The following is a 25,868-nucleotide window of genomic DNA, read 5'->3' on the forward strand; positions in this document are numbered from 1 at the left end:
GTCTTCGGCGACCCGCCGACCCCGGGCAAGCCGCCCCCGAAACCCACCGAACGCCAACGACCAGCTCCACGCACCGAACAGAAACACGCCCGCCGTCGACAGGAACGCCATCGCAACCGACTCCGCAGGGTCATCCCACCGGACGACACCCCACCCCCGTTCTGAGGGGCGCGGGGTCAGAGGTGGCGCGTGGTGTCGATGCCGAGGCTCATGCCGGCGAGCCCGCGGCTGCGAACGGACAACTTCTCGGCAACCTCGGTGAGGGCACGAGCGGCCGGAGTGTCCGGTGCGCCGAGAACGATGGGCACGCCCTCGTCGCCGCCCTCGCGCACGGCGGTGTCCAGCGGGATCTGCCCGAGTAGCGGAACCTTCGCGCCGACCGCCGTGGTGAGGCGGTCCGCGACGGCCTGACCGCCGCCGGTGCCGAACACGTCCATGCGGGTGCCGTCGGGCAGCTCGAGCCAGGACATGTTCTCCACCACGCCGACCACCCGCTGACGGGTCTGCAGGGCGATGGCACCCGCTCGCTCGGCGACCTCGGCCGCCGCCTGCTGCGGGGTGGTGACCACGAGGATCTCGGCACCGGGGATGAGCTGCGCCACCGAGATCGCGACGTCACCGGTGCCTGGCGGCAGGTCCAGCAGCAGGATGTCGAGATCGCCCCAGAACACGTCCGCGAGGAACTGCTGCAGTGCGCGGTGCAGCATGGGGCCACGCCACACGACCGGGGTGTTGCCCTGGGTGAACTGGGCGATCGAGATCATCTTCACCTCGTGCGCCACGGGCGGCATGATCATTCGCTCGACCTGAGTCGGGCGCGCATCGGTCCCAAGCATCCGGGGCACCGAGTGGCCGTAGATGTCCGCGTCCAGCACGCCGACCGACAGGCCCTTGGCGGCCATGGCGGCCGCGAGATTGACGGTGACGGAGGACTTTCCGACACCACCCTTTCCCGAGGCGACCGCGTAGACACGCGTCAGCGAACCCGGCTGAGCGAACGGGATGACCGGCTCCGCCGAATCGCCGCGCAGCGACTTCCGCAGTTCGGTGCGCTGCTCGTCGTTCATGACGTCGAGCTCGACGCGGATCTCGCCGACTCCCGCGACGTCGGCGACGGCGGTGCGGACCCGGTCGCTGATCTCGGTCTTCATGGGGCAGCCGGCGGTGGTGAGGTAGATGCCGACGTCGACCGACCCGTCGTCACCGACGGCGACGCTCTTGACCATGCCGAGTTCGGTGATGGGCTTGCGAATCTCGGGGTCGTTCACACGCGCGAGCGCGCTGCGGACGTCCGATTCGATGACTGCGGGCATACCCCGATGGTATGCGGGCCTAGTGGATGCGAGGCAGGTCGCCCTCGGCCGGAGCGATTCCGGTGGAGTAGGCGACGGACCACGCCACCACGTTGGCGACGTACGCCATCGAGTTGTTGTACCGCAGGATGGCCTGCGTGGCCTGGACGGGATCGGCCATGTTCAGGCCCCCGTCGCAGAGGTACTTGCCGGTGGTCGCGGCGCTGTCGAAGAGGTTCTGCGGATCGGCCTTGCCGTCGCCGTTGCCGTCGGTGGCGTAGCGCTTCCACGTCTCGGGCAGGAACTGCATCGGCCCGACTGCGCGGTCGTAGACCGGGTCACCGTCGAGCTCGCCGCCGTCGGTGTCGTAGATCACGTTGTTGCCGGCCAGGCTGCCGTCGAGACGTGGCCCGAGGATGGGTTCGAGCAAGGTGCCGTCCGGCGCGACCTTGCCATCGTTGGCGTGCGTGGACTCGACGCGTCCGATGCCGGCGAGGAGGGACCACGACATGGTGCAGCCCGGAAGCGTCTCGTGCAGGATCCGCTCTGCGTTCCGGTAGGCCTCGACGTTGACGGCCGGCACCCCCAACGGATGCGCGACGACGCTCTCCGGGAGGGCAGGGCCGGGATCGACGACGGGTGCAGGCGCGGGCTCGGGCGGCGGCGGCGGCGTCTCGGAGCTGGTGGGAGCGGCGGCCGGGGTCGCCTCGATGCGGCTCGTGTCCAGCGGCACCTCGTGGGAGGCGGCGCGGGTCTGCAGGAACGGAATGTCGGCGCCGGCGGCGTAACTGCTGGCGACCGCGATGCCCCCTGCGGGGAGCAGGCCGGTCAACGCGATCACCGAATTCCTGCGTAGTGCGGAAGTCGATTTCTTGCGATGCCGACCCACTGATATACCTCCTCGCCACTCACCGAACTCGTGATCCGTGAGCGACTGCTCCGACGTGTACGTGCCGGGAGCGAGGGTACCGTATCCGTTGCCGTTCTGTTATCCGGCCGTTATGGAGTGGGGGCGGTGCTGTCCGTGACGGGGGGTGCGGTGGCGGCCCGGGTGGGCGGTGCCGGCGGGCAGAGCAGGCACGGGATGACCGGAAGCTCGAAGGTGGGCAGCGGAGGCAGTCCCTCGATCCCGAACGCCGGCGGTGCAGTGGTGGTTGCGGGAGTCAGCGTCGTCGGCAGCGCGCTCGTCGTGGTCGGATCGGCGCCCGGCGCGACGTCGGCGGCCCCGGGTGCGGCCGCGGCGATCGCGAGCGCGTCCACGGGCGATGGGATCGGCGTTACGTCACCGATGCGTCCGGGGACCGGGCTGGCGCCACCGGAGTAGGCGGCGGACCACGACAGCACGTTCGCGGTGTACGCGGCCGAGTTGTTGTAGCGCATGACGGCCGCCGTCGCGTCCGCGGCCTTGGTCATGTCGAGACCGCCCGAACACAGGTACTTTCCCGCCGCGGCGGCGGCGTCGAACACGTTGTTGGGATCGGCTTTGCCGTCGTCGTTGCCGTCGGTGGCGTACGCCGCCCACGTCGAGGGGATGAACTGCATCGGTCCCACGGCGCGATCGTGGGTCGAATTGCCGTCCAGCGCACCGCCGTCCGTGTCGGTGATGACCGCGTCGGCCGCCGAACGGCCGTCGAGGGGCGGTCCGAGGATCGGCGTCAGGGTGGTGCCCGCGACGTCGGTCCGGCCGCCGCCCGCGTGACCGGACTCGATGCGCCCGATGGCGGCGAGCAGGTGCCACGGGAGTTTGCATCCGGGCGTCGTCACGGCCGTGCGCGCCTCGGCGGCGCGGTACGCCTGGAGGACGAGTTCGGGAATGCCGAGGGCGCCGACCAGAATGTTCGCGGCCGGTGCCCCGGCCGCCGTCATCGGAGCACCGACGGGCGCGGCCGGCGCCGGGGAACGGAACGTGGTCGCCGACCGCTCGGGCGGATCGACGAGGCCCACCGCGGTGTCGCGGGAGGGCACGGGAGCCGCGGCGACGACGGCCGTGGGGGGTGACGCGAACCGGTTCGCGGAGCTGGGCGTGGCCGCACCGGCCGCCACCGTGATCGCCCCGAGCAGGAGCACGGACGCACTCACGACGCCGCCGACTCGCATACGCACCAACCCCCACCGATCACCGTGCGCGCATTCGACAGGACCCGATGCGCACTGTGACCGAGGTTACCGTCGCGTGTCCTCGCTGTGGTCGAAACGAGTCTGTTCGTCCGGTTCCTCGCCACGTCGACGCGCCTTCTTGCGCGCGCGCTCGTCCCGCAGTGCGGGATCGGCAAGAACCGCTCGGAGATCGTCGAGTTCGCGCCGCAGATAGTCGCGCGTGGCCACCTCACCGACGGCGATGCGGAGCGCGGCGAGCTCGCGCGCCAGGAACTCGGTATCCGCCTTGGTCTGCGCGGCGCGAGCGCGGTCCTCCTCGAGCGAGACCCGGTCGCGGTCATCCTGACGGTTCTGCGCCAGCAGGATCAGCGGCGCGGCGTAGGCGGCCTGCGTCGAGAACGCCAGGTTCAACAGAATGAACGGGTACGGATCCCACTGCAGGCTGAGCGCGAACACGTTCAGCAGAATCCAGACCACCACGATGATGGTCTGGATCGCCAGATACCGACCCGTGCCGAGGAACCGAGCGACGTTCTCGCCCGTCCGACCGATCGCGTCGACGTCGATGTCCACCCGGAAACGCCGCGAACCGCGCGGGGTGTCCAGCCGCTGCCGCGCGGAGATGCCCCCGTCAGTCATGACCCACGTGCTCCTGTTCGCGCCAGTCGTCCGGCAGTAGATGGTCGAGAACGTCGTCGACGGTCACGGCACCGATGAGGTGCTCCTCCTCGTCGACCACCGGGCCGCAGACCAGGTTGTACGCGGCGAAGTAGCGGGTCACCGCGCCCAGGCCGTCCTCGGGAGACAGGCTCGAGAGCGTCGTGTCGATGACCCCGCCCACCAGGGACGCCGGGGGTTCCCGCAGCAGCTGCTGCAGATGCACGCACCCGAGGTAGCGGCCGGTGGGCGTGGCGGTGGGCGGGCGCACCACGAAGACCAACGACGCCAACGCGGGCGTCAGATCCGGATTGCGCACGCGGGCGAGCGCCTCGGCCACCGTCGCCGACGCGCTGAGCACCACCGGCTCCGGGGTCATCAGACCGCCGGCGGTGTCGGGGGAGTGCTCGAGCAGTCGTCGCACCGGCTCGGAGTCCTGCGGGTCCATCAGGCGCAGCAGTGCCTCGGCCTCGGGCTCGGGCAGCTCGCCCAGGAGGTCGGCCGCGTCGTCCGGATCCATCGCCTCGAGCACGTCGGCAGCGCGGCCCGGCTCGAGGGTCTGGACCAGATCGATCTGATCGTCGTCGGGCATCTCCTGGATGACGTCGGCGAGCCGCTGGTCGTCGAGCGCGAACGCGACCTCGAGGCGACGCTTCTCCGGCAGGTCGCGGATCGCGTCCGCCACGTCCGCCGGCCGCAGCCCGTCGAACTGGGCGAGCAACTGCGAGACGCCCTGACCGGGCTGCGACAGATCCATCTGCGTCAGACCCTGGACGTTCTGCCAGTCGATGACGTGCATGCTGCCGCGCCGGCCCAGGCGGGTCCGATGCGGCCGGACCGCGACACGCGAGACCACCCAGTCGCGCGAGCGGGTCTGCTCGATTCCCAGATCGACGACGACGGCGTCCACGCCGTGCAGGTCCTCGGCGTCCGGATCGTCGGTGCGCACCTTCGAGTCCAGGACCTGAGCGAGGGCGAGGACCTCGCCGGTGCGCTGCGAGAACCGCCGCATACTGACGTTCCCGGTGGTGAGCGTGACCGACGTGGGTTCGATCGCGGTCACGCGCAGCATGGGCACGAAGATCTTCCGCCGGGTGGCCAGCTCCACCACCAGGCCCAGGACGCGCGGCTGTTGTCGGCCGATACGCACGGTGATCACGACGTCGCGGACGCGACCGATCGACTCGCCGTCGGGTCCGAGCACCACCAGACCCGCGAGTCGGGCGGCGAACACCTTGTTCACAGCAGCCATGGAACGCAAGAGTAGACGGGGCATCCGACCTGCCGAACGGGTGACTAGGGTCGGCGTCGTGACCCTTCCCTCCGACCGCTCGGTGCTGCTCCGGCGCTCCGTCCTGGCCGTACCCGGCAGCAACCCGGCGATGATGAGCAAGGCGCGGGGCCTACCCGCCGACGCGGTGTTCCTCGATCTGGAGGACGCGGTGGCGCCCGCGGCCAAGGTCGCGGCGCGCGCCTCGGTGGTGGAGGCTCTGCGCGCCGACGACTGGGGCGGGCAGCGCCGCATGGTGCGCGTCAACGACTGGACCACGGCGCACACCCTTCGCGACCTGACGGACGTGGTCGGACCGGCGGGCGATCGGGTCGAGGTGATCGTGCTGCCGAAGGTGCGCTCGGCCGGCGAGGTACAGGCGCTGGACCTGATCCTCACCCAGCTCGAGCGCGAGCGGGATCTGCCGGTGGGGCGCATCGGCATCGACGCGCAGATCGAGGACGCCCGGGGACTTCTGCACGTCGACGCGATCGCGGGTGCCTCGCCGCGGGTCGAGGCGCTGGTCTTCGGTCCCGGCGATTTCATGGCGGACATCGGCATGCGCACCCTCACCGTGGGTGCGCAGCCGCCGGGCCTCGCGCACGGCGACGCCTACCACCACGTCCTGATGTCGATCCTCGTCGCGGCGCGCTCGCACGGCATCGCCGCCGTCGACGGACCGTGGGTCCAGGTGCGTGACGCGGAGGGGTTCGCGGCCTCGGCGCGGCACGCGGCGGCTCTCGGTTACGACGGCAAGTGGGTGCTGCATCCGACCCAGATCGAAGCCGCGAACGAGATCTTCGCGCCGCGACAGGACGACTTCGACCGTGCGGTCGCGATCGCGGAGGCGTACGCGCGGCACCTCTCGGCGGAGGGCGGGCATCGCGGCGCGGTCATGGTGGGCGACGAGATGGTCGACGAGGCCGGGCACCGGATCGCCCGGGCGGTCGCCGCGGCGGGACGGGCCGCGGGGATGTCGGTCACGGGCGAGGGCACGCCCGATGCTGACCGGGCACAATGACGGTATGACGAATCCTCTGTCGCAGCCGGGTCGGCCCGGTCAGGGACTGCCCACACCGCCGTCGGGATGGCCCATCGGGTCCTACCCCACGTACGCCGAGGCGCAGCGCGCCGTCGACTACCTCTCCGATCAGGAGTTCTCGGTCCAGGACGTCACGATCGTCGGTGTGGACCTGATGCAGGTCGAGCGTGTCATCGGGCGGCTCACCTGGCCGAAAGTCATTGGTGGCGGCATCCTCTCGGGTGCCTGGCTGGGTGTGTTCCTCGGCCTGATCCTGGCGATCATCACCAACACCAACTACTTCAGCGCGCTGCTCGTCGGCGTCCTCGGCGGCGTGGTGTTCGGCCTGATCTCGGCCTCCATCCCGTACGCCGCGACGAAGGGCCAGCGCGACTTCGCCTCGACCATGCAATTGGTCGCCGGTCGGTACGACGTCCTCTGCGAGCCCAAGACCGCCGAGAAGGCACGGGATCTGTTGGCGCGACTGGCCATTTGACCCCGTCGGCGCCCCGCCGCGACCCTCCGTGTACCGAATGGGTCACGGACTTGTCGCAAGCCCCGATTTTCCGCACTGCTGTGGACTAGGTTCCCCTTCGCAGGGAATGCGTGTCCAACGAAGCACACGCTGCGGAGTCGGGGCCCCGTCCGGTGCCTTCCTTCTGCGGCAGAGGAGGCGGTCGTGCCGAAGAGGTACAGGGCGAGGAAACTCGCGGCGACGGGCGCCGCGGTGGTGGTGGCAGGCGGGCTGTTGGCCGGATGTGGTTCGTCCGACGACGGCATCGTGCTGAGTTTCTACACCGCGGCCGACGGCGCCGAGCAGTACGCCGCGGCGGCGCAGGCGTGCACCGAGGCGTCCGGCGGTCGGTATCGCGTGCAGCAGATGACGCTGCCCAAGAGCGCGAACGATCAACGGCTGCAGTTGGCCCGGCGTCTGGCCGGCAACGATCGCTCCCTCGATCTGATGACGCTCGACGTCGTGTGGACCGCGGAGTTCGCCGAGGCGGGGTGGGCTCTGCCCGTGCCGGACGATCTGTCCGCGAAGCTGCAGGACGGATCGGTGCTCGAGGGCCCGCTGGAGACGGCGCGGTGGCTGGACCCGGCCACCGGTGAGCGCACCAAGCTCTTCGCGGTTCCCCTGAACTCCAACACCCAGTTGCTGTGGTACCGGCCGGATCTCGTGCCGAACGGTCAGCCGCCCGCCACGTGGGACGACCTGGTCGCCGTCGCCGGCGAGAACGCGTCGGCAGGACAGCCGGCCGCGATCGGCGTCCAGGCGCGGCAGTACGAGGGCTACATGGTGTGGTTCAACACCCTCCTCGAGAGCGCCGGCGGTCAGGTGGTCGGCGAGGACGGGACGACGCAGAACCTCAACGACACCCCGGAGCACCGCGCGGCGACCGAGAAGGCGCTGTCGATCATCAAGGCGGTCGCGACGGCGCCCGGTGCGGATCCCTCCATCTCGCAGAGCGACGAGGGCACCGCCCGCCTCGGCGTCGAGGCCGGCTCCATGTTCGCGGAGGTCAACTACCCCTTCGTTCTTCCCGGTCTGAAGGAGAACGCCGCTGCCGGTGGCGTGTCGTTCCTGGACCTGTCGTCGGTGCCGGCGGATCAGCAGGACGCCGCGGTGAACGAGGTCTTCCGCAGTGCGCCGTACCCGGCGGTGGTTCCCGGTGAGCCGGCGAAGGTGACCATCGGTGGCTTCAACATCGGCGTCGCCAAGACCACCGAGCATCCCGACGAGGCGTGGGAGGCGGTGGAATGCCTCACGAACCGTGAGAATCAGCGCAACAACGCGGTCGACGGCGGTGTGCCGCCGGTGATTCGGGACCTGTACGACGATCCCGAGTTCCAGGCCGCCTACCCGGCCTGGGAGGGCGTGCTCGGGTCGATCGAGAGCGCCGCGGTCCGGCCGGTCTCGCCCGCGTACCAGGCGATCTCGATCTTGCTGACCGACGCGATGCATCCGCCGCAGTCCATCGACCCGGTGGGTGACGTCGACCGTCTCGCCGACCTGGTGACGCAGGCCGTGAACTCGGAAGGGCTGATCCCGTGACCGCTACCGCCGACACCGCGCGGCCGCACAAGCATTCCAAGCAGGCCGAGGAGGCACGCTCGGAGGGCAAGAAGGCCGAGCGGCGACTGGGACTGCTGCTGGTGGCGCCCGCCGCCATCATGATGCTGGCGGTCACCGCGTACCCGATCATCTACGCGTTCTGGTTGTCCCTGCAGAAGTACAACCTGGCGTTCCCCGACGAGCGGCAGTTCGTCGGCCTGTCCAACTATGTCGCCGTCCTCACCGACGGCTACTGGTGGACGGCGTTCACCGTCACCGTGGTCATCACGGTCATCTCGGTGGCCATCGAGTTCGTGCTCGGTCTCGCGGTCGCCCTGATCATGCACCGCACCATCTTCGGGCGCGGACTGGTCCGCACCGTGGTCCTGATTCCCTACGGCATCGTGACCGTCGCCGCGGCCTACAGCTGGTACTACGCCTGGACGCCCGAGACGGGCTACCTCGCCAACCTGCTGCCCGACGGCAGTGCGCCTCTGACGCAACAGATCCCGTCCCTGGCCATCGTGGTTCTCGCCGAGGTGTGGAAGACGACGCCGTTCATGGCGCTGCTGCTCCTCGCGGGTCTGGCGTTGGTGCCGGACGATCTGCTCAAGGCCGCCCAGGTGGACGGCGCCGGGGCCTGGACGCGGTTGGTGCGCATCATCATTCCGCTGATGAAGCCCGCCATCCTGGTGGCGCTGCTGTTCCGCACGCTGGACGCGTTCCGCATCTTCGACAACATCTACGTGCTCACCCGAGGCAGCAACAACACCGGCTCGGTCTCGATCCTGGGGTACAACAACCTGTTCGGGGCGTTCAACCTCGGGCTCGGGTCGGCGATCAGCGTGTTGATCTTCTTCTGCGTCGCGATCATCGCCTTCGTCTTCATCAAACTGTTCGGGGCCTCCGCACCCGGCTCGGACACGGAAGGGCGCTGACCCATGGCCGCCACCACCAAGACCAAAGCCGGCTGGTCCATCGTCAACCTGCTGGTGTTGCTCTACGCATTGATTCCTCTGGTGTGGATCATCTCGCTGTCCTTCAAGCCGGTCGCGAACATCGCGGACGGCAAGTTCATCCCCACCACGTGGACCCTGGACAACTACAAGGGCATCTTCCAGACGTCGCAGTTCACCAGCGCCCTGATCAACTCCATCGGCATCGGGCTGATCACGACGCTCATCGCCGTGGTCATCGGCACCATGGCCGCGTACGCGGTGGCGCGGTTGGACTTCCCCGGCAAGAAGCTGCTGGTGGGCTCCGCGCTGTTGATCGCGATGTTTCCCCAGATCTCCCTGGTGACACCGCTGTTCGACATCGAGCGTGCGTTGGGGCTGTTCGACACGTGGCCGGGCCTGATCCTGCCGTACATCACCTTCGCGCTGCCGCTGGCGATCTACACGCTCTCGGCGTTCTTCCGCGAGATTCCGTGGGAGCTGGAGAAGGCGGCCAAGATGGACGGTGCGACACCGGGCCAGGCGTTCCGGAAGGTCATCGCTCCGCTGGCCGCCCCCGGCATCGTCACCGCCGCGATCCTGGTGTTCATCTTCGCCTGGAACGACCTGCTGCTGGCCATCTCCCTCACGGCCACCGAGCGCTCGGTCACCGTGCCGGCAGCCATCTCCCAGTTCACCGGTAGTTCCCAGTTCGAGGAGCCGACGGGGTCCATTGCGGCTGCCGCAGTGGTCATCACGATCCCGATCATCATCTTCGTGCTCTTCTTCCAACGTCGTATCGTGGCGGGCCTGACGTCCGGCGCAGTGAAGGGATAGACCCATGGCCGAAATCGTTCTCGACAAGGTGACCAAGCTGTACCCGGACGGCGCCGCTGCGGTCAGCGACGTCGACATCACGATCGCCGACGGGGAATTCATCATTCTCGTCGGACCGTCGGGATGCGGAAAGTCCACCACCCTCAACATGATTGCCGGACTGGAGGACATCTCCAGCGGTGAGCTGCGGATCGCGGGGGAGCGCGTCAACGAGCGTGCACCCAAGGACCGGGACATCGCCATGGTGTTCCAGTCCTACGCGCTGTACCCGCACATGACGGTGCGCGACAACATCGCGTTCCCGCTCACGCTCGCCAAGATGAGCAAGTCGGAGATCAACCAGAAGGTGGAAGAGGCCGCCAAGATTCTCGACCTCGGTCAGCACCTGGACCGCAAGCCGTCCAACCTCTCCGGCGGTCAGCGTCAGCGCGTCGCCATGGGCCGCGCGATCGTCCGCAGCCCCAAGGCCTTCCTCATGGACGAGCCGCTGTCCAACCTCGACGCCAAGCTGCGCGTGCAGATGCGCACCGAGATCGCGCAGCTGCAGAACCGGTTGGGCACCACCACCGTCTACGTCACGCACGATCAGACCGAGGCCATGACCCTCGGCGACCGGGTCGTGGTGCTGCGCGGCGGTCTGGTGCAGCAGATCGGCTCGCCGCAGGAGCTCTACGACCACCCGCGCAACCTGTTCGTCGCCGGTTTCATCGGCTCGCCGTCGATGAACTTCCTTCCCGGCACCCTCACCGACGCCGGGGTGCGCACCCCGCTCGGGGACATCGCCCTGGACGGCGAAGCCCGCCAGAAGGTGGCCGGGAAGAACGCGAAGGGCGAGGTGGTCGTCGGCATCCGGCCCGAGCACCTCGAGGACGCGGCACTCATGGAGTCCTACCAGCGCATCGACGGCAGCACGTTCTCCGCGCGTGTCGACGTGCTGGAGTCGATGGGGTCGGACAAGTACGTGTACTTCTCCGCCGAGGGCCCCGGCGTCAGCTCGCGCGAACTCGACGAGCTCGCCGCGGACGCCGGCACGGACGTCACCGGTCAGCTGGTCGCGCGCGTCGCCGCCGAGTCGCGGGCCCGCATCGGCGAGAAGATCGACCTGTGGTTCGACCCGCGTCGGGTGCAGGTCTTCGACACCGAGTCCGGAGCCAACCTGACGCTCTGACCGCGCGAACCACGACGACGCGCCCCGCTGATCAGCGGGGCGCGTTGTCCTTCAACTGGGCCAGGATCTCGTCGTTCCAGATGTGGCTGCGCACCAGGCGATACCGCTCGCGCGCGACCCACATGTACGCCTCGGCGTCCGTGTGACGGGTCAGCATGCCGCCCACCGAACGCACCATGCGGACCACGGGCAGAAACTCCTCGCCGAACCACCGCCGCGCGACGGTCCGGCGGTCGACGAACTCGCCGAGTTCCTGCATCAGGCGAAAACCCCACGCCTCCACCGCGTCACTGAGTTCCGCGTACTGCCACGGGTCCGTGAACTCGATCGCGTCGCGCGACTTCCCCGTCAGCGGCACTCGGCTCAGGAAGATCCGGCGGTGGTCCTTCACCAGCAGGTCCCCGCGGCTCGAGATGCCGTCGGGGGAGATCCGGGTGACGATCTCCGTCACGTACGCCTCGATGGTGCTGTGGTGCATGGCGCACGCGATCGACACGCGGTGGTGACCGTCGATGACGAAGTGCATCGGACCCACCCGATAGACCTGGATCGGCGGCATGGACTCACCGCGACGCCACGCCGTCGCCAAGCGTTGCCAGCGCTCTCGCGTGCGCGCCGACGTCGGGCGGAAGTAGCGGTCGAAATCGCGGGTGCGATCGACACTGCCGACGATCGAATCGACGCGGATCACCTCCAACCCGAGACGCCGCTCACCCATTCGGCCGAGGGCGGCGACCACCTCGTCGAACGGCAGGATGGTGTTGACGTCGTCGGGCTGCCGACGGAGCCACCCGACCAGGCGCGCCACGTCCGCGCGGCGACGCTGGCGAGAGAAGTCGTTCTGAGCGTCGGCGGCGGGGAATCCGGTGTCACGAACCATGGCGGCGTCTTTCGATCACGGGCGGCTCCGTGCCGCCGGGGGTCAAGGTGAACAGGGCGTAGCCCACGGTGTTGAGCACCAGCGCGCCGTGCAGTTCGTGGTCGACGGGCCGGGTGCCGTGCGGGTGGACGTGACCGTGGACCAGCAACTGCGGCCGGAGCTTCTCGGTCAGCGTGTGCAGGCAGCGGAAACCGCGGTGCGGTGCGTCGTCGCCGTCGCCGACGCCCGCCGGCGGGCTGTGCGTGAGCAGGATGTCGACCCCGCGAGAGGACCCGTCGGCGTCGGTGGTCCGGCGCAGTCGTGGATGCCAGGCGTCGGTGCGCACCAACGTGCCCGACCGTCGCCGCTGCTGCTGCTCGGTCCACTGATTGGGCCCGTCGCGGTAGCGGATCGACCCACCCAGACCGGCGATGCGCAGCCCGGCGGCGACGACGATGCGCCGGTCGGCGTTGATCGCCCCGCTGGGACCCGGCCACGACGTGGGCAGGCCGGCGCGCATCCAGCCGACGCGGCCCGCCGAGTAGCCGGTGAGATCGGCGTCGTGGTTGCCGGGCACGAACACGCAGGGCGCGTTCGAGACGTTGGTCAGGTGCTCGAGGTACGCGAACGGCAGATCGCCGGCGCCCAGCACCAGATCGACCTCGAAGGGCAGCCGGCGGGCGTTCCACAGTCCCTCGACGACCTCGTCGGACACAGTCAGGACTCGCACCACGCAGACGACCGTACCGGGCGCGTCGGCACGCGGGTGGTTGTATGGAGCGGTGGTGGACGACGCGGGACGCACCCCGATCGAGGCAGTACGAGCACACGTCTCGCCCCGGTGGGGCGGCGCGCCGGTGACGGCGTCGCGCACGTTCCTCGGTCTCGAACCCGTCGACGTCCTGCTCTTCGGTCACGCATCGGACGGGCTGCTGCGCCTCGTCAGCGTCGGGTGTTCCCGACACCCGATGACCGACCCGACGGCGGCGCTGACCGACCCGGTGCGCGGACCGCGGGCGGAGCTGGTTCTGACGCTGCGCCTGGCCCATCCGTCCGTCACCGACGTCTGGAAGACCCTTGCCGTGCTGGCCGCCGCACCCGCGGTGGAGGGGGTCGTCCTCACCACCGACGCGCTCCTCGACGCCGGGGAACCGCTGTGGCCGGGCGCCCCGTTCACCGCCGTTCTGCTGGGGGAGTCGGACGTCGAGGACCTACCCCTGGCCGAGCCGATGGACCCCGTGCGCTTCCTCGCCGCCGTCCCGGTCACCGCCACGGAGGCCGCCTGGGTCCGCCTGCGCGGAGCCGACGCGTTGCGCGAGGCCTGGGCCGAGGCCGGGATCGACGTGCGCGACCCCACCCGGACCGCGGCCACCCTCGGTCCGGCGGGCTGACAGACTGGGCCCGTGTCCGACTGCATCGACCTGCACACCCACAGCACCGCGTCCGACGGCACCGACAGCCCGGCCGGTGTCGTCGAGGCCGCGATCGACGCCGGGGTCACGGTGCTCGCGCTGACCGACCACGACACCACCGCAGGGTGGGCCGAGGCCGAGCAGGCCGTGCGCACGCGCGCCGACGCGCCGACGTTGGTGCGGGGGATGGAGATGTCCTGCACCGGCCGGGGCGAGGACGGTGACCCCGTCACGGTGCATCTGCTCGCGTACCTCTTCGACGCCGACGATCCGGCGCTGAAGGAAGAACGGCGGCGACTGCGTGAGGAGCGAGAACTGCGGCTGCGCAGGATGATCGGCAAGATGGCGGCCGCCGGGTACGACGTCGACGCCGACGCGATCCTCGATGCCGCCGGTCCCAGCGCAGGGCGTCCCCACCTCGCCCGCGCGCTGGTCGACCTCGGCGTCGTGTCCACGGTGGGCGAGGCCTTCGAGGACCTGCTGAAGACCGGTGGGCGGTTCTACGTGGAGAAGACCGACACCCCGCTGGACGACGCCGTCGCCATGATCGCCGCCGCCGGCGGCGTCTCCGTGATCGCCCACGCCAGGGCGCGGAAGCGCGGTCGACTCCTGCATCTCGACCACATCCTCGACCTCGCGCGGAGTGGGGTGCTCGGCGGCCTCGAGGTCGACCACCCCGATCACGGCCCGGCCGACACCGAGTTGCTGCGCGGTATCGCTCGCGAGCACGGCCTGATCACCACCGGATCGAGCGACTACCACGGCACCAACAAGACCACCCCGCTCGCCGCCCGCACCACCGACCCCGAGCAGTACGCCACGCTCCTCGACCGAGCGACGGGCATCGACGTGGTGCTCCCGGGGAGCAGCCGATGAGGGCGCTCAGCGGATCCGTCACGGCCGGACTGGTGATCCTCACCGCCGTCGTGATCGCCGCCGCCGTCATCGGTGACGACCGAGGATTCCCGGGCCCCGGTACCGCGACCGTCGCCTGGCACGTGGTCGCCGTCGTCGCCGCCCTCGTCCTCCAGCACCTCGCCGACCACCGGACCCGGGCTCTGTCCGTCCTCGGCTCCCTCGGCGTCCTCGCCGTCGCCGGGGCTCTGGTGTGGACGCAGTGGTGGAACTGACGCGGAGCGTCGCGGTGGAACCGACGCGGCGGAACTGACTCTCGGGTAACAAGGCCGTCGTCGATCTGGCACACTGGACCCACTAGTAGCGCCGCCACCCGCGGCGTGACAGCGCGCGGCCACCGCCGCGCCGCCCCGCTCGACACCCGCCGCCAGGGTTACCGATCACCGGTGTGCGCCTCGATGCCGACCACGTCCCGTGTCCCGACACGCTTCCGCGAGGAGTTCGCCATGACCGCTGCGCCCGAATCCGCCGGTACCTCCACCGCCGACATCACCGACGAGGAGATCTTCCTCAGCCACGTCGGCGGCAAGCTCGACGTGGGCGTCACCGCTCCCCTCGAGACGGTCCGCGACCTGTCCATCGCCTACACGCCGGGGGTGGCGAAGGTCAGCCGCGCCATCGCCGCCGACCGCGATCTGGTGAACCAGTACACCTGGACCGAGCGGCTCGTGGTGGTCGTCAGCGACGGCTCCGCCGTTCTCGGCCTCGGCGACATCGGTCCCCGTGCCTCCCTGCCGGTCATGGAAGGCAAGTCCGCCCTGTTCAAGAAGTTCGGCGGGCTCAACTCCATCCCGCTGGTGCTCGACACCGGCGACGTCGACGAGATCGTCGAGACCCTCGTGCGGTTGCGCCCCAGCTATGGCGCGGTGAACCTCGAGGACGTCTCCGCGCCGCGCTGCTTCGAACTCGAACGCAAGCTGATCGACGCCCTCGACTGCCCCGTCATGCACGACGACCAGCACGGGACGGCCATCGTGGTGCTCGCGGCACTGCAGGGGGCGGCGCGCGTGCAGGGCCGCGGCCTCGCGCCGCTGCGGGTGGTCATCTCGGGTGCGGGGGCCGCCGGTGTCGCGTGCGCCGACATTTTGCTGGCCGCGGGTGTGGCCGACGTGGTCGTGCTCGACTCGCGCGGCATCGTCGAGTCCGGTCGTGACGATCTGACTCCGGTCAAGACCGACCTCGCCGCCCGCACCAACCCGCGCGGCCTGCGCGGCGGAACCGCCGAGGCCCTGGCGGACGCCGACGTCTTCATCGGCGTCTCCGCCGGCACCGTCGCCCACGAGGCGATCGCCTCGATGGCCCCGAACTCCATCGTCTTCGCCCTGTCCAACCCGGATCCCGAGATCCACCCGGACGACGCGCGTCGTCACGCGGCGATCGTCGCCACTGGACGCAGCGACTTCGCGAATCAGATCAACAACGTGCTCGCGTTCCCCGGTGTGTTCCGCGGTGCGTTGGACGCCGGAGCGCGGCGTATCACCGAGAACATGAAGCTCGCCGCGGCCGGGGCGATCCTGTCGGTGGTGGGCGACGACCTCGCGCCGGATCGCATCGTGCCCAGCCCCCTCGACCCTCGGGTGGCGCCGGCCGTGGCCGCCGCCGTCGCCGAGGCGGCTCGACGGGACGGCGTGGTCTGACCCGGTCCGCCGACCCCGCGCGTCAGACGCGCGGGGTGCGGTGCAGGCGTCCCGTGCCGGGCATCGACGCCCACACGGCGAGCGCCCACAGGCCGTCGGCCACGAGCGCGAGCACGGCCACGAGGATGGCACCGACCACGACTCGCTCGTAGCTGTAGAGCGCCAGTCCGTCGAAGATGTAGCGGCCGAGGCCGCCCAGGTTGACGAAGGCCGCGACCGTCGCCGTCGCGATGACCTGCAGGGTGGCGTTGCGGAGGCCGCCCAGAATCAGCGGCAGCGCGACCGGCACCTCCACGCGGAAGAGCACCTGGCGCTCTCGCATCCCCATGGCGCGGGCGGCGTCGACGACGGTGGCCGGGGCGTTGGCGACACCGGCGTAGGTGCCGGCCAGGATGGGCGGGATGCCCAGCAGGACCAGCGCGAGAATCGGGGGCACGAGGCCCAGTCCGAGGGCGAGCACCGCGAAGGTCAGCACACCCAGGGTGGGCAGGGATCGCAGGCTGTTCACCAGTCCCACGACGACCACCTCGCCGCGTCGGAGGTGTCCGATGGCGAGGCCCAGGGGAACGGCGATCACCGCCGAGATCAGTACCGCCACCAGGCTGTACCAGGCATGCTCGAGCAGGCGGGTACCGATTCCCGTCCCGCCGGACCAGTTGGCTCCGTCGAGGATGTACGCGACGGCGTCGGACACGATGCTCATGTGGGCTCTCCCACGGCGGACCTTCCGGTGACAACCCGGCTGCCACTGCTGCGCCGAGTCCGGGTCCACGGGGTGAGCAGACGGCCCACGAGGTAGAGCGCCGCATCGAAGAACAGCGCGAGGACCACGATCGCGATGATGCCCGCGAGGATCTGGTCCGGGAAATTGCGCTGATACCCCTGAGTGAACAGCTGTCCGAGTCCGCCGATGCCGATGACCGACCCGACCGAGACGAGCGAGATGTTGGTGACGGCGACGACGCGCACGCCCGCCGTCAGGACCGGAAGCGCCAGGGGGAGTTCCACGGTGACGGTACGGCGGAACCGGCCGAACCCCATGGCCGTCGCCGCGTCCACGACGTCCGGCGGTACGGAATCGAGCGCCTCCGGGACGGCCCGTACCAGCAACGCCGTGGAGTACACGGTGAGCGCGATGACGACGTTGAGCGGATCGAGGATGCGCAGGCCGGCGATGAGCGGCACCGTGACGAACAACGCGAGCGAGGGAATGGTGAACGCGATGCTGGCGACCACCAGGGTCAGCCGCCGCGCCCACCGCGACGCCCGGACGATCGAGCCGACCGGGACCGCGATGATCAAGCCGATCAGCAAGGGCAGCAGCGAGAGGTAGAGATGCGTCCGGGTCAGGTCCAGGACGGTGTCGATGTTGTCGATCAACCAGCGCATCAGCCGGCGGCCGGCCCGGACTCGGTGAACGCTCGGCTGCGCTCGCTCGCCTCGGTGCCGCGCTGCGCGGCGAGTACGGCGAGGACCTCGGTGGCGTCGATGCCGCCGAGCACCGACCCGTCGCGGCGGACCGCGACGCCGATGCCGGAGGGCGACGAGATGGCCGCGTCCAGTGCCTGGCGCAGATCACCGCCTTCCGGGAACAACGAACCGCCCGCGGCCGTGGACTCGTCGATCGAGTGGCCGGCACGCACTCCCTCGAGGCCGGTGACGTCCATCCACCCTCGAGGCCGATCGGCCTCGTCGACCACGAGCACCCACTCGCTCGGCTCGAGCCTGACCTCGGTGGCCGCTTCGGCGCGGGTGGTGGAGAGCGGGTGCAGGGGCACCGACGATCCGTCTCGGAAGGACAGGCCGCGATACCCGCGATCCCGACCGACGAACGACGCGACGAAATCGGTGGCGGGGGAGGACAGGACACGATCGGGAGTGTCGTACTGCTGCAGGACACCACCCGTACCGAACACGGCGATGCGGTCGCCGAGACGCACGGCCTCGTCGATGTCGTGCGTGACGAAGACGATGGTCTTCTCGAGGTCGGCCTGCAGGCGGAGCATCTCGTTCTGCAGGTCCTCCCGCACGACGGGGTCGACCGCGCTGAAGGGCTCGTCCATCAACAGGATCGGCGGATCGGCGGCCAACGCGCGAGCGACCCCGACACGCTGCTGCTGCCCGCCCGACAGCTGCGCCGGATAGCGCGTGGCGAGGGACGCGTCCAGACCGACGCGCTCGAGCACGGCCATCGCCTCGCGGCGTGCCTGGCGGCGGGACGTGCCCGTCAGCACCGGCACCGTGGCGACGTTGTCCACGACCGTGCGATGCGGCAGGAGACCGGCGCTCTGGATGACGTAGCCGATGCCGCGGCGCAGGGCCACCGCGTCGACGGACGCGACGTCACGGCCGTCGACCTCGATCCGACCCGACGACGGGGCGATCATGCGGTTGATCATGCGCATCGAGGTGGTCTTGCCGCACCCGGACGGGCCGACGAACACCGTGAACGCACCCTCGACGATCTCGAGATCGAGGCGGTCGACCGCCGTCGTGCCGTCCGGGAACTGCTTGGTGACCCCGTCGAAGCGGATCACTGGACGGGCTTGTCCAGTCCCTGCTCGGCCACCCACGCGCTGGCGGCGGCGGCGGGCTCGGTCTTGTTCGCGCCCGAGACCTCCTGGTTCAGGGCCAGCAACTCGACGGTGGTGAGCTTCTCCGACACCGCGTTCAGCACTGCGGTCAACTTGTCGGAGGCCTTGGACGAGTTGTAGACCGGGACCACGTTCTGGGCCGGGAAGTTGTTGTCCGGGTCCGCGAGGGCCACCAGGTCGTTCTCCACGATGGCCGGTGTGGTGGTGAAGAGGTTCGCGGCCGTGATCTCACCGGAGACCAGCGCCGCCACCGTGGCCGGCCCGCCGCCGTCGGAGATGGGGACGAAGTTGGCCGCGGGGATGTCGACCCCGTACTTGTCGCGCAGGCCGGGCAGGCCGACCGGACGCTCGGCGAACTCTGGCGGACCACCGAACCGGACCTCGCCGGCGTAGGGGGCAAGGTCGCTGATGTTGGTCAAGTTCCACCGCTCGGCGGTCTCGCGAGTGACGACGACCGCGTCCTTGTCCTCGGCCGGAGCCGGGGTGGAGGCGGACAGATCGTCCGGCAGCGCCTCGGTCAGGGCCGCGGAGACCTCGTCCGACGCCGTGGCCGTCGCCTCGGGGTCCAAGTAGAGCAGCAGGTTGCCGGTGTAGTCCGGGATGAGGTCGATCGAGCCGTCCTGCACCGCCGGAATGTACGCCTCGCGGCTGCCGATGGACAGACGCGTGCTGGCGTCGAACCCGTTGGCGCGCAACGCATCCGCGTAGATGTTGGCAATGATCTCCGACTCGGTGAAGTTGGCCGAACCGACCACGATCGCGTTGGTGTCACCCCCGCTGCCGCCCTCGCCTCCACTGCTCAGCGGATTCGAATCGCCACCGCCGCAGGCCGACAGCGCGAGCGCGGCGGACGCGACGAGGGCGGTGGTGGCCAGGCGCACCGATCCGCGACGAGGGTGACGGGTGCGACGTGTCGTGTTCACCGGGCGAGTGTAACGATAGTGACCGACAAGCACAGGCGTCGGCGCATATTCGCCCGCGACGGCGAGGGAGCCCGAAGTGAAGCGACACGCAGTGGCGGTGGCCGTCACCCTGGCCGTCGTCCCGGCGGCGGTGACCGGCTGCGGCACCGCCGAGCCGCAGAGCGGCGCGGCTTTGCTCGCGTCGACACCGATCACCGTGGCGGACACCGGTTCTCCCGTGGGGACGACTCTCGCCGCGATCTACCGCGCGGCGTTCGCGCGCGCGGGGGTGGACGCGGTGGTGGTCCCCGCCCGCGGGCTGCCGGACGGTCTCGCCGCGCTCGACGACACGCGGGCGTCGGTGCTGCCCACCTTCTCCGGCGCGGCCCTCGCCCTGCTCGATCCGTCCTCGGACGCCCGGTCGTCCGACGACGTGCACGAGGCGCTCGCGCGGTCGCTTCCGGACTGGCTCACGGTCGCGGACTCCGCCACCGCCGCCGACGACGTCGTCGTGCGGACGTCGTCGGCGGTGACCGGGGCGGTGACGCTGTCCGCGTTCGCCCCGTCGTGCGCCGACGCGACGGTGCGGGTGAGCGGCGAGACCGACGTCCCGGACGGCGAGGCGGTGCTCGCGACGCTGGCCGACGTCTACGACTGCCGTTTCCGTGCCCGGGTGGGGGAGGGCGAGGACGCCGGAGTCCTCGTGGGGCGCGCGCTCACCGCGCCGCTTCCGCCGGCGGCGGCCGACGAGACGACGTTGACCGACGATCGGGAAGCGTTTCCCGCGCAGGAGGTCGTTCCGATCGTGCGCAAGGGCGCGCTCGACGACTCCGCGGCATCCGCGCTCGAGACCGTCGCGGGCGAGTTGACCACCGCCGACCTCGCCGCGTCCGTCGAGCGGGTCGCGGCCGGCGAACCCGCGGACGCCGTCGCGCAGCGGTGGGTGGACGAAGCCGGGGGTCGCTGACGCGGCTCGTCGACGAGGTGGTCGGCGTCAGGCGCGGGCGAGGTGCTCCCGGACGAACGCACCGAGCTCGCGCACCGCCTCGCGGGCCGGTTCGGTCAGAGTGGCCTGTAGGTGAGCGACGTGCCACAGGTCCGGATATTCGGTGAGCGTGGTGGGAACGTCCGCGGCGCGCAGCGCCTCGACGTAGCGGAGGACCTGGGGGTGAAGGATTTCCGCCGCGCCGACGTGCACCAGCGTGGGCGGGAAACCCACCGGCGATCGGTGCGCGGGCGCGTAGCCGGGGTCGGCGGCGTCGCGATGACCGCGGTAGTCGGCCGCCGACCGCTCGAGCCACCGACGATCGAGCAACAGGTCACGGTCGGCGGGGAAGTCCCGATCGGCGGGATCGGTCCACGGTGAGATCAGGGCCAGACACGCCGGTCGCACTCCCCGGTCGACCAGGGCTCCGGTGAGAGCCGCGGCCAACCCGCCGCCCGCCGAGTCGCCCGCGACGGCGAGCGACGACGGCGTCGACCCCTCGGCGAGCAGGGCGTCGACCACGGCGAGCGCGTCGTCCAGGGCAGCGGGATGCGGGTGTTCCGGCGCGAGACGGTAGTCGACGGCGACGACACGGGCCCCACTGTCCTGCGCGAGCGTGGCGGTGAGTGCGCGGTGGGTCCGCGGCGATCCGGTGACGTAGGCGCCGCCGTGCAGGTAGACCACAGTCGTCGGCCGTGTCGTGGCGCCCACCGTGACGTACTCGACGGGCACCCCGCCGAGCCGGCCGGTGCGCGCCACGGTGCCGTCGGGAAGGGGGAGCCCTGCGGCGAGGAGCTCGAGGACGCGTCGGTGCACCGCGGTGGGCAGGTGCGGAGACAGGGCGAGACGGAAGATGGCTCCCACTGCCCGCGAGACCACGGGCAGGGGGAGCGACATCGGGCGTAGGGGCACCCGTCAGGCCACGGGCTTGGGCATGATGCGGCCGGTGACCTTGGCGACGAGGTCCTGGTAGTGCGGACCGGCGACGCGGACCAGGATGTCCAACGCCTTCGCGTCGGCCCCGATGAGCACGCGCGCCTTGTTCCTCTGCACGCCGGTCAGGATGACGCGCGCCGCGGTCTCCGGGGTGGTCCGCGCGAGCTTGCGGTCGAACATCTCGGCGACGGTGCGCTGATCGTGATCGTCGGTGACCGTCGCGTTACGCGCGATCGCGGTCTTGATGCCACCGGGATGCACGCAGGTCACCCGCACGGGCTTGCCGGAGATCAGCATCTCCTGGCGCAGGGCCTCGGTGAACCCGCGCACGGCGAACTTCGCCGCGTTGTAGGCGGACTGCGAGGGAATCGCGAGCAGACCGAACAGGCTCGACACGTTGACGACGTGGCCGTCCCCGGACTCGATCAGGTGGGGGAGGAACGCTTTGGTGCCGTTGACCACGCCCCAGAAGTCGACGTCGACGATGCGCTCGAAGTCCTTGAACTCCGTGCGCTCGACGTCGCCGTGATGCGCGATGCCGGCGTTGTTGTAGATCTGGTTCACCGCGCCGAAGTGGCTGCGCACCGTCTCCGCGTAGTCGAGGACGCCGGCGCGTTCGCTGACGTCGAGGTGGTCGCTGCGGACTTCGGCGCCGCGGGCCGTCACGGCGGCCACCGTCTCGGCGAGGCCGACCGAATCGACGTCGGACAGGGCCAGGCGGGCACCGCGGGAGGCGAGATCGAGCGCCAGGGCGCGGCCGATGCCCGAGCCGGCGCCGGTGACGACGGCCACGCGTCCGGGGAATTCGCTCATCGTGCAGTCGCTTTCGGTGTGAGGTCGGCGGGATCGTCGGAATTCCGGGTGGTGTCCGGAGCAGGCGTGCCGACGGCGGTCGGGGTGGGCTCGGCCTCGGCCGAGGTCAGGTCCGCGGCTGCCACCGCGTCGTAGGCCTCGAGGTCGAACTGCTTGGTGATGCGGCGGAACTCGAAGGTGAAGTCCGGCCAGAGCGTGGTGTTGTTGCCGTGCTTGTCGAGGTACCAGCTGGCACAGCCACCGGTGAGCCAGACGGACTTGCCGAGTTTCTGCTGTAGCTCATTGTTGTACCGGTCCTGCACGTCCCGCCGCACCTCGACGACGCCGAGATTGTGACGATCCATGGTGTTCAGCGCGTCGATCACGTAATTCAACTGCGACTCGATCATGAACACCATCGACGTGTGGCCGAGGCCGGTGTTGGGGCCGACGAGGAAGAACAGGTTGGGGAACCCGGCGACGGCCGCGCCCTTGTACCCCTGCTGGCCGCGCTCGTCGAAGACCTCGGCGAGCGAGCGACCGTCCCGACCGAAGATGCCCTGGAAGGTCGGCGAGTCGGTGACGTGGAACCCGGTGGCCACCACCAGGGCGTCGATCTCGCGCTCCGTGCCGTCCTTCGTCACGATGGAGTGCTCGCGCACCTCCGCGATGCCGTCGGTGACGAGGTCGACGTTGGGCCGGCTGAGCGCCGGGTAGTAGTTGTTCGAGATGAGCATGCGCTTGCAGCCGATACGGAAGTTCGGCATGACCTTGCGACGCAGCTCCGGGTCGCTGATGCCGCGGGCGATCTGGCGGCGTGCGATGAACTCGAACACCTTCATCAGGGCGGGTGCCTTGGCCAGACCCACGACCTGTGTCTCGCGGGCGGCGTAGATGCCCGTCCGCGAGAGGCGCTGGAAGCCCGGGACGTACTTGAATGCGGCGCGCTCGAGCGCGGTGTACTCGCGGTCGAGGCGGGGGAGCACCCACGGGGCGGTGCGCTGGTAGACGTCGAGGTGCGCGACCTCGGGAGCGATGGCCGGCACGATCTGGATGGCCGACGCGCCGGTACCGATGACGGCGACGCGCTTGCCGCGCAGGCTGGTCTCGTGGTCCCACTGGGCGGAATGGAAGATGTCGCCGCGGAAGTCCCGGATACCGGGGATGTCCGGTAGGTTCGGCTCGCTCAGCGCACCGACGGCGGACACCAGCTTGGACGCGGTGAACGCGCCCTGCGTGGTCTCGAGGTCCCACTGCGCCGTGGCCTCGTTCCACCGCGCGGACTCGACGTGGCAGTCGAAGACGTGCCGGTCGTACACGCGGTGCTCACGGGCGACCTTCTCGATGTACCGCTGGATCTCCGGCTGACGGGAGAACGAGCGCGTCCAGTCGGGGTTGAGCGCGAACGAGTAGGAGTAGAGGTGCGACGGCACGTCGCAGGCGGCACCGGGGTAGGTGTTGTCGCGCCACGTACCGCCGACGTCCGAGCCTCGCTCGAGCACCAGAAAGTTCGAGTTGCCCTGCTGGCTGAGCTTGATCGCAGCGCCCAATCCGGCGAAGCCGCTGCCGATGATGATGGTGTCGACGTACCGTGCAGCGACCGCGTCGGTATCTGTTACTGGATGACTCATGCACCGGAGATTAGAGCCTTGTTGAGCAATGGTCAACAGTTGTTGACCGACATTCAGTAGGATGGGGTCATGAAACGGACCAGGCTGAGCCCCGACGAGCGTCGGGCGCAGCTGATCGAGCTGGGCGTCTCCATGCTCTCCGGTCGCCCCTTGTCGCAGATCTCCGTCGACGAGATCGCCGATCAGGCCGGGGTGTCGCGCGGCCTGCTCTTCCACTACTTCTCGTCGAAGGACGAGTACCACCTGGCCATCGTCGAGCACATCAGCCGGGAGATGCTCGAGTCCACCGCACCCCCGGACGGCCTCGGACCGATCGAGACGCTCATGTCCACGCTCACCGCCTATGTGGACTACGTCTCCGCCAACCGCACCACCTACGTCTCCCTGTTGCGCGGGACCGCCAGCGGCGACCCGGCCACGCGAGCGGTCTTCGAACGCACGCGGGACGCCATGGTCGATCGCACGCTCGCGCAGCTGCCGCTCGTCGGCATCGAGCCGACTCCGCTGATCCACCTCGCCATCCGCGGATGGATCGCCTTCTGCGAGGAGACCACCGTGCACTGGTTGCGCGACGAGCTGCTCTCCCGTGACGAACTGATCGCGCTGCTCACCCGAGCCCTGCCGGCGGTGGCGCTCGGGCCCGACGACGCGGCGGCGCTGCTGGCGGAACGCTCGACCGTGGCGTAGCGATACACGAGGGGAAGAACTCGCCGCGGTCTTTCGTGGCGTCGGTGCACCGCGTGCCCCGAGGCGGAAGTACCGTGAGACACACTACGAACTCCGGCGTCCACGCCGAAGACCGATGAGGAGAGGACGGCCGTCGATGGGCGCGCAGATCACAGTTCCGAGCGAGACGCGACACTCGGGGATTCTCGGGATCGGCGCGTTCCGACCCGAACGTGTGGTGACCAACGAGGAGATCTGTCGCACCATCGATTCCTCCGACGAGTGGATCCGTACGCGCACCGGCATCGAGTCCCGTCGGTTCGCCGCGGAGAACGAGAACGTCGTCTACATGTCCATCGAGGCAGGTCGGCGCGCGTTGGAGAATTCGGGCGTCGATCCCTCCGAGATCGGCTGCATCATCGTCGCGACGTCCACCCACCTGCTGCTGAGTCCGCCGGCCGCCCCGATCGTCGCCGATGCCCTCGGCCTCGACGGTCCCGGCGCGTTCGACCTCGGCGCCGGGTGCGCCGGGTTCTGCTACGGACTTGCCACGGCCTCCGACATGGTGCGCAGCGGAACGGCGAACAAGGTGCTCGTCATCGGCGTCGAGCAGCTGTCCGTCACCACTCGGCCCGACGACCGCGGCACGCGCATGATTTTCGGTGACGGCGCCGGTGCCATGGTCATCGGCCTCACCGACGAGCCCGCCATCGGACCGGTCGTGTGGGGCTCCGACGGCTCGCAGTGGGAAGCGATCCGGCAGGACAAGGACTGGCTGCAGTACTTCGCCGACCTGAAGGAGGATCCCACCGCGGATCGTCCGTGGATCGCGATGACGGGTATCGCCGTGTTCCGCTGGGCCGCGTTCGAGATGGCCAAGGTGGCACGCGAAGCACTCGACAGGGCGGGCATCACGGCCGGCGATCTCGACGTCTTCGTTCCGCACCAGGCCAACTCCCGCATCACCGACCTGTTGGCGAAGAGCCTCGAGCTCGCCGAGGACATTCCGGTGGCCAACGACATCGCCGAGGCCGGCAACACCTCCGCCGCGTCCATTCCGTTGGCCGTCGAGGAACTGCTGCGCACCGGCAAGGCGAAGAAGGGCGACACCGCGCTGCTGCTCGGCTTCGGCGCCGGACTCTCGTTCGCCGGACAGGTCGTCACGTTGCCGGACGCGCCGGCGACCTGACCGGCCGTCGCGCGCCACGA

27 protein-coding genes are annotated in these 25,868 nt (G+C 69.9%); 13 read left to right on the forward strand and 14 right to left on the reverse strand.

Features of this window, described 5'->3' with window-relative positions:
* Window positions 1-176 precede the first annotated feature (176 nt).
* The 5 genes from BMZ18_RS02185 to BMZ18_RS02205 form a co-directional block, all read right to left on the reverse strand.
* The gene (locus BMZ18_RS02185) at window positions 177-1,313 is read right to left on the reverse strand and encodes an Mrp/NBP35 family ATP-binding protein (RefSeq protein WP_068102300.1); all 1,137 of its coding nucleotides are present in this window, start codon (window positions 1,311-1,313) and stop codon (window positions 177-179) included.
* A 19-nt stretch (window positions 1,314-1,332) separates the two neighbouring features.
* Window positions 1,333-2,181, reverse strand: coding sequence for a lytic transglycosylase domain-containing protein (locus tag BMZ18_RS02190; RefSeq protein WP_068364316.1), 849 nt, complete (start codon window positions 2,179-2,181; stop codon window positions 1,333-1,335).
* Window positions 2,182-2,291: 110 nt separating this feature from the next.
* Complete coding sequence (locus BMZ18_RS02195; RefSeq protein WP_244516390.1) at window positions 2,292-3,371, reverse strand: lytic transglycosylase domain-containing protein; 1,080 nt, start codon at window positions 3,369-3,371, stop codon at window positions 2,292-2,294.
* 84 nt (window positions 3,372-3,455) lie between these two features.
* On the reverse strand, window positions 3,456-4,028 hold the full coding sequence (locus BMZ18_RS02200; protein WP_068364322.1) for a DUF1003 domain-containing protein: 573 nt from the start codon (window positions 4,026-4,028) through the stop codon (window positions 3,456-3,458).
* The gene (locus tag BMZ18_RS02205) at window positions 4,021-5,298 is read right to left on the reverse strand and encodes a magnesium transporter MgtE N-terminal domain-containing protein (RefSeq protein ID WP_068364324.1); all 1,278 of its coding nucleotides are present in this window, start codon (window positions 5,296-5,298) and stop codon (window positions 4,021-4,023) included. The genes BMZ18_RS02200 and BMZ18_RS02205 overlap by 8 nt, the downstream gene beginning before the upstream one ends.
* A gap of 58 nt (window positions 5,299-5,356) precedes the next feature.
* On the opposite strand from BMZ18_RS02205, the gene BMZ18_RS02210 reads away from it, so the two are divergent.
* The 6 genes from BMZ18_RS02210 to BMZ18_RS02235 all read left to right on the forward strand — a co-directional run bounded on the left by BMZ18_RS02210 (window position 5,357) and on the right by BMZ18_RS02235 (window position 11,330).
* Window positions 5,357-6,337 carry an HpcH/HpaI aldolase/citrate lyase family protein gene (locus tag BMZ18_RS02210; protein ID WP_074921725.1) on the forward strand — a complete coding sequence of 327 codons (981 nt, stop codon included), beginning with the start codon at window positions 5,357-5,359 and terminating at the stop codon, window positions 6,335-6,337.
* A gap of 4 nt (window positions 6,338-6,341) precedes the next feature.
* The gene (locus BMZ18_RS02215; RefSeq protein ID WP_068102291.1) at window positions 6,342-6,833 is read left to right on the forward strand and encodes a YflT domain-containing protein; all 492 of its coding nucleotides are present in this window, start codon (window positions 6,342-6,344) and stop codon (window positions 6,831-6,833) included.
* Between the two features lie 183 nt (window positions 6,834-7,016).
* Window positions 7,017-8,390, forward strand: a complete 1,374-nt coding sequence (locus BMZ18_RS02220; protein WP_201132841.1) for an extracellular solute-binding protein — start codon at window positions 7,017-7,019, stop codon at window positions 8,388-8,390.
* A complete protein-coding gene (locus BMZ18_RS02225) occupies window positions 8,387-9,328 on the forward strand; it encodes a carbohydrate ABC transporter permease (RefSeq protein ID WP_068102288.1) in 942 nt (313 codons plus the stop codon). The genes BMZ18_RS02220 and BMZ18_RS02225 overlap by 4 nt, the downstream gene beginning before the upstream one ends.
* Before the next feature lie 3 nt (window positions 9,329-9,331).
* Entirely contained in the window at window positions 9,332-10,162 is an 831-nt protein-coding gene (locus tag BMZ18_RS02230) for a carbohydrate ABC transporter permease (protein WP_068364325.1), read from the forward strand.
* Between the two features lie 4 nt (window positions 10,163-10,166).
* A complete protein-coding gene (locus BMZ18_RS02235) occupies window positions 10,167-11,330 on the forward strand; it encodes an ABC transporter ATP-binding protein (protein ID WP_068102285.1) in 1,164 nt (387 codons plus the stop codon).
* 31 nt (window positions 11,331-11,361) lie between these two features.
* Here BMZ18_RS02235 and BMZ18_RS02240 read toward each other — a convergent pair whose 3' ends face one another.
* Together BMZ18_RS02240 and BMZ18_RS02245 are read right to left on the reverse strand one after the other, a co-directional pair.
* Window positions 11,362-12,210: a chromosome partitioning protein ParB gene (locus BMZ18_RS02240; protein WP_068102283.1), complete on the reverse strand. Its 849-nt coding sequence runs from the start codon at window positions 12,208-12,210 to the stop codon at window positions 11,362-11,364.
* The gene (locus BMZ18_RS02245; RefSeq protein WP_068364327.1) at window positions 12,200-12,922 is read right to left on the reverse strand and encodes a metallophosphoesterase family protein; all 723 of its coding nucleotides are present in this window, start codon (window positions 12,920-12,922) and stop codon (window positions 12,200-12,202) included. The genes BMZ18_RS02240 and BMZ18_RS02245 overlap by 11 nt, the downstream gene beginning before the upstream one ends.
* Window positions 12,923-12,974: 52 nt before the next feature.
* Between BMZ18_RS02245 and BMZ18_RS02250 the strand changes: the two genes are divergently transcribed.
* From BMZ18_RS02250 to BMZ18_RS02265, 4 genes are all read left to right on the forward strand, one after another.
* Entirely contained in the window at window positions 12,975-13,580 is a 606-nt protein-coding gene (locus tag BMZ18_RS02250; RefSeq protein ID WP_371828474.1) for a suppressor of fused domain protein, read from the forward strand.
* A gap of 12 nt (window positions 13,581-13,592) precedes the next feature.
* Entirely contained in the window at window positions 13,593-14,477 is an 885-nt protein-coding gene (locus tag BMZ18_RS02255; RefSeq protein ID WP_244516391.1) for a PHP domain-containing protein, read from the forward strand.
* Complete coding sequence (locus BMZ18_RS02260; RefSeq protein WP_068364330.1) at window positions 14,474-14,731, forward strand: hypothetical protein; 258 nt, start codon at window positions 14,474-14,476, stop codon at window positions 14,729-14,731. The genes BMZ18_RS02255 and BMZ18_RS02260 overlap by 4 nt, the downstream gene beginning before the upstream one ends.
* Before the next feature lie 231 nt (window positions 14,732-14,962).
* Window positions 14,963-16,153 carry an NAD(P)-dependent malic enzyme gene (locus BMZ18_RS02265; RefSeq protein ID WP_068105993.1) on the forward strand — a complete coding sequence of 397 codons (1,191 nt, stop codon included), beginning with the start codon at window positions 14,963-14,965 and terminating at the stop codon, window positions 16,151-16,153.
* A gap of 22 nt (window positions 16,154-16,175) precedes the next feature.
* On the opposite strand, the gene BMZ18_RS02270 is transcribed toward BMZ18_RS02265, so the two are convergent.
* The 4 genes from BMZ18_RS02270 to BMZ18_RS02285 are packed head-to-tail and all read right to left on the reverse strand — an operon-like array spanning window position 16,176 to window position 19,670.
* Window positions 16,176-16,856: an ABC transporter permease gene (locus BMZ18_RS02270; protein WP_068364332.1), complete on the reverse strand. Its 681-nt coding sequence runs from the start codon at window positions 16,854-16,856 to the stop codon at window positions 16,176-16,178.
* Window positions 16,853-17,542 carry an ABC transporter permease gene (locus BMZ18_RS02275; RefSeq protein ID WP_068364334.1) on the reverse strand — a complete coding sequence of 230 codons (690 nt, stop codon included), beginning with the start codon at window positions 17,540-17,542 and terminating at the stop codon, window positions 16,853-16,855. Before BMZ18_RS02275 ends, BMZ18_RS02270 begins: the two co-directional genes overlap by 4 nt.
* A complete protein-coding gene (locus tag BMZ18_RS02280; protein ID WP_068102275.1) occupies window positions 17,542-18,690 on the reverse strand; it encodes an ABC transporter ATP-binding protein in 1,149 nt (382 codons plus the stop codon). The genes BMZ18_RS02275 and BMZ18_RS02280 overlap by 1 nt, the downstream gene beginning before the upstream one ends.
* On the reverse strand, window positions 18,687-19,670 hold the full coding sequence (locus BMZ18_RS02285) for an ABC transporter substrate-binding protein (protein WP_170851435.1): 984 nt from the start codon (window positions 19,668-19,670) through the stop codon (window positions 18,687-18,689). The genes BMZ18_RS02280 and BMZ18_RS02285 overlap by 4 nt, the downstream gene beginning before the upstream one ends.
* Before the next feature lie 76 nt (window positions 19,671-19,746).
* Between BMZ18_RS02285 and BMZ18_RS02290 the strand changes: the two genes are divergently transcribed.
* On the forward strand, window positions 19,747-20,616 hold the full coding sequence (locus BMZ18_RS02290; protein WP_068364340.1) for a glycine betaine ABC transporter substrate-binding protein: 870 nt from the start codon (window positions 19,747-19,749) through the stop codon (window positions 20,614-20,616).
* Between the two features lie 27 nt (window positions 20,617-20,643).
* On the opposite strand, the gene BMZ18_RS02295 is transcribed toward BMZ18_RS02290, so the two are convergent.
* Genes BMZ18_RS02295 through BMZ18_RS02305 form a run of 3 tightly spaced genes read right to left on the reverse strand, consistent with a single transcriptional unit; the run spans window position 20,644 to window position 23,993 of the window.
* Window positions 20,644-21,531, reverse strand: a complete 888-nt coding sequence (locus BMZ18_RS02295) for an alpha/beta hydrolase (RefSeq protein WP_068364343.1) — start codon at window positions 21,529-21,531, stop codon at window positions 20,644-20,646.
* A gap of 18 nt (window positions 21,532-21,549) precedes the next feature.
* Complete coding sequence (locus BMZ18_RS02300; protein WP_068364346.1) at window positions 21,550-22,383, reverse strand: SDR family NAD(P)-dependent oxidoreductase; 834 nt, start codon at window positions 22,381-22,383, stop codon at window positions 21,550-21,552.
* The gene (locus BMZ18_RS02305; protein WP_068364349.1) at window positions 22,380-23,993 is read right to left on the reverse strand and encodes a flavin-containing monooxygenase; all 1,614 of its coding nucleotides are present in this window, start codon (window positions 23,991-23,993) and stop codon (window positions 22,380-22,382) included. Before BMZ18_RS02305 ends, BMZ18_RS02300 begins: the two co-directional genes overlap by 4 nt.
* Before the next feature lie 69 nt (window positions 23,994-24,062).
* Here BMZ18_RS02305 and BMZ18_RS02310 point away from each other — a divergent pair, with 69 nt between their 5' ends.
* Together BMZ18_RS02310 and BMZ18_RS02315 are read left to right on the forward strand one after the other, a co-directional pair.
* Window positions 24,063-24,680 (forward strand): TetR/AcrR family transcriptional regulator, encoded by a 618-nt coding sequence (locus tag BMZ18_RS02310; RefSeq protein ID WP_068364354.1) that lies wholly within the window; start codon window positions 24,063-24,065, stop codon window positions 24,678-24,680.
* Window positions 24,681-24,816: 136 nt separating this feature from the next.
* The gene (locus BMZ18_RS02315) at window positions 24,817-25,848 is read left to right on the forward strand and encodes a beta-ketoacyl-ACP synthase III (protein WP_068364357.1); all 1,032 of its coding nucleotides are present in this window, start codon (window positions 24,817-24,819) and stop codon (window positions 25,846-25,848) included.
* Window positions 25,849-25,868 lie beyond the last annotated feature (20 nt).

The sequence above is a fragment of the Rhodococcoides kroppenstedtii genome (assembly GCF_900111805.1).
Taxonomy (GTDB): Bacteria; Actinomycetota; Actinomycetes; order Mycobacteriales; family Mycobacteriaceae; genus Rhodococcoides; species Rhodococcoides kroppenstedtii.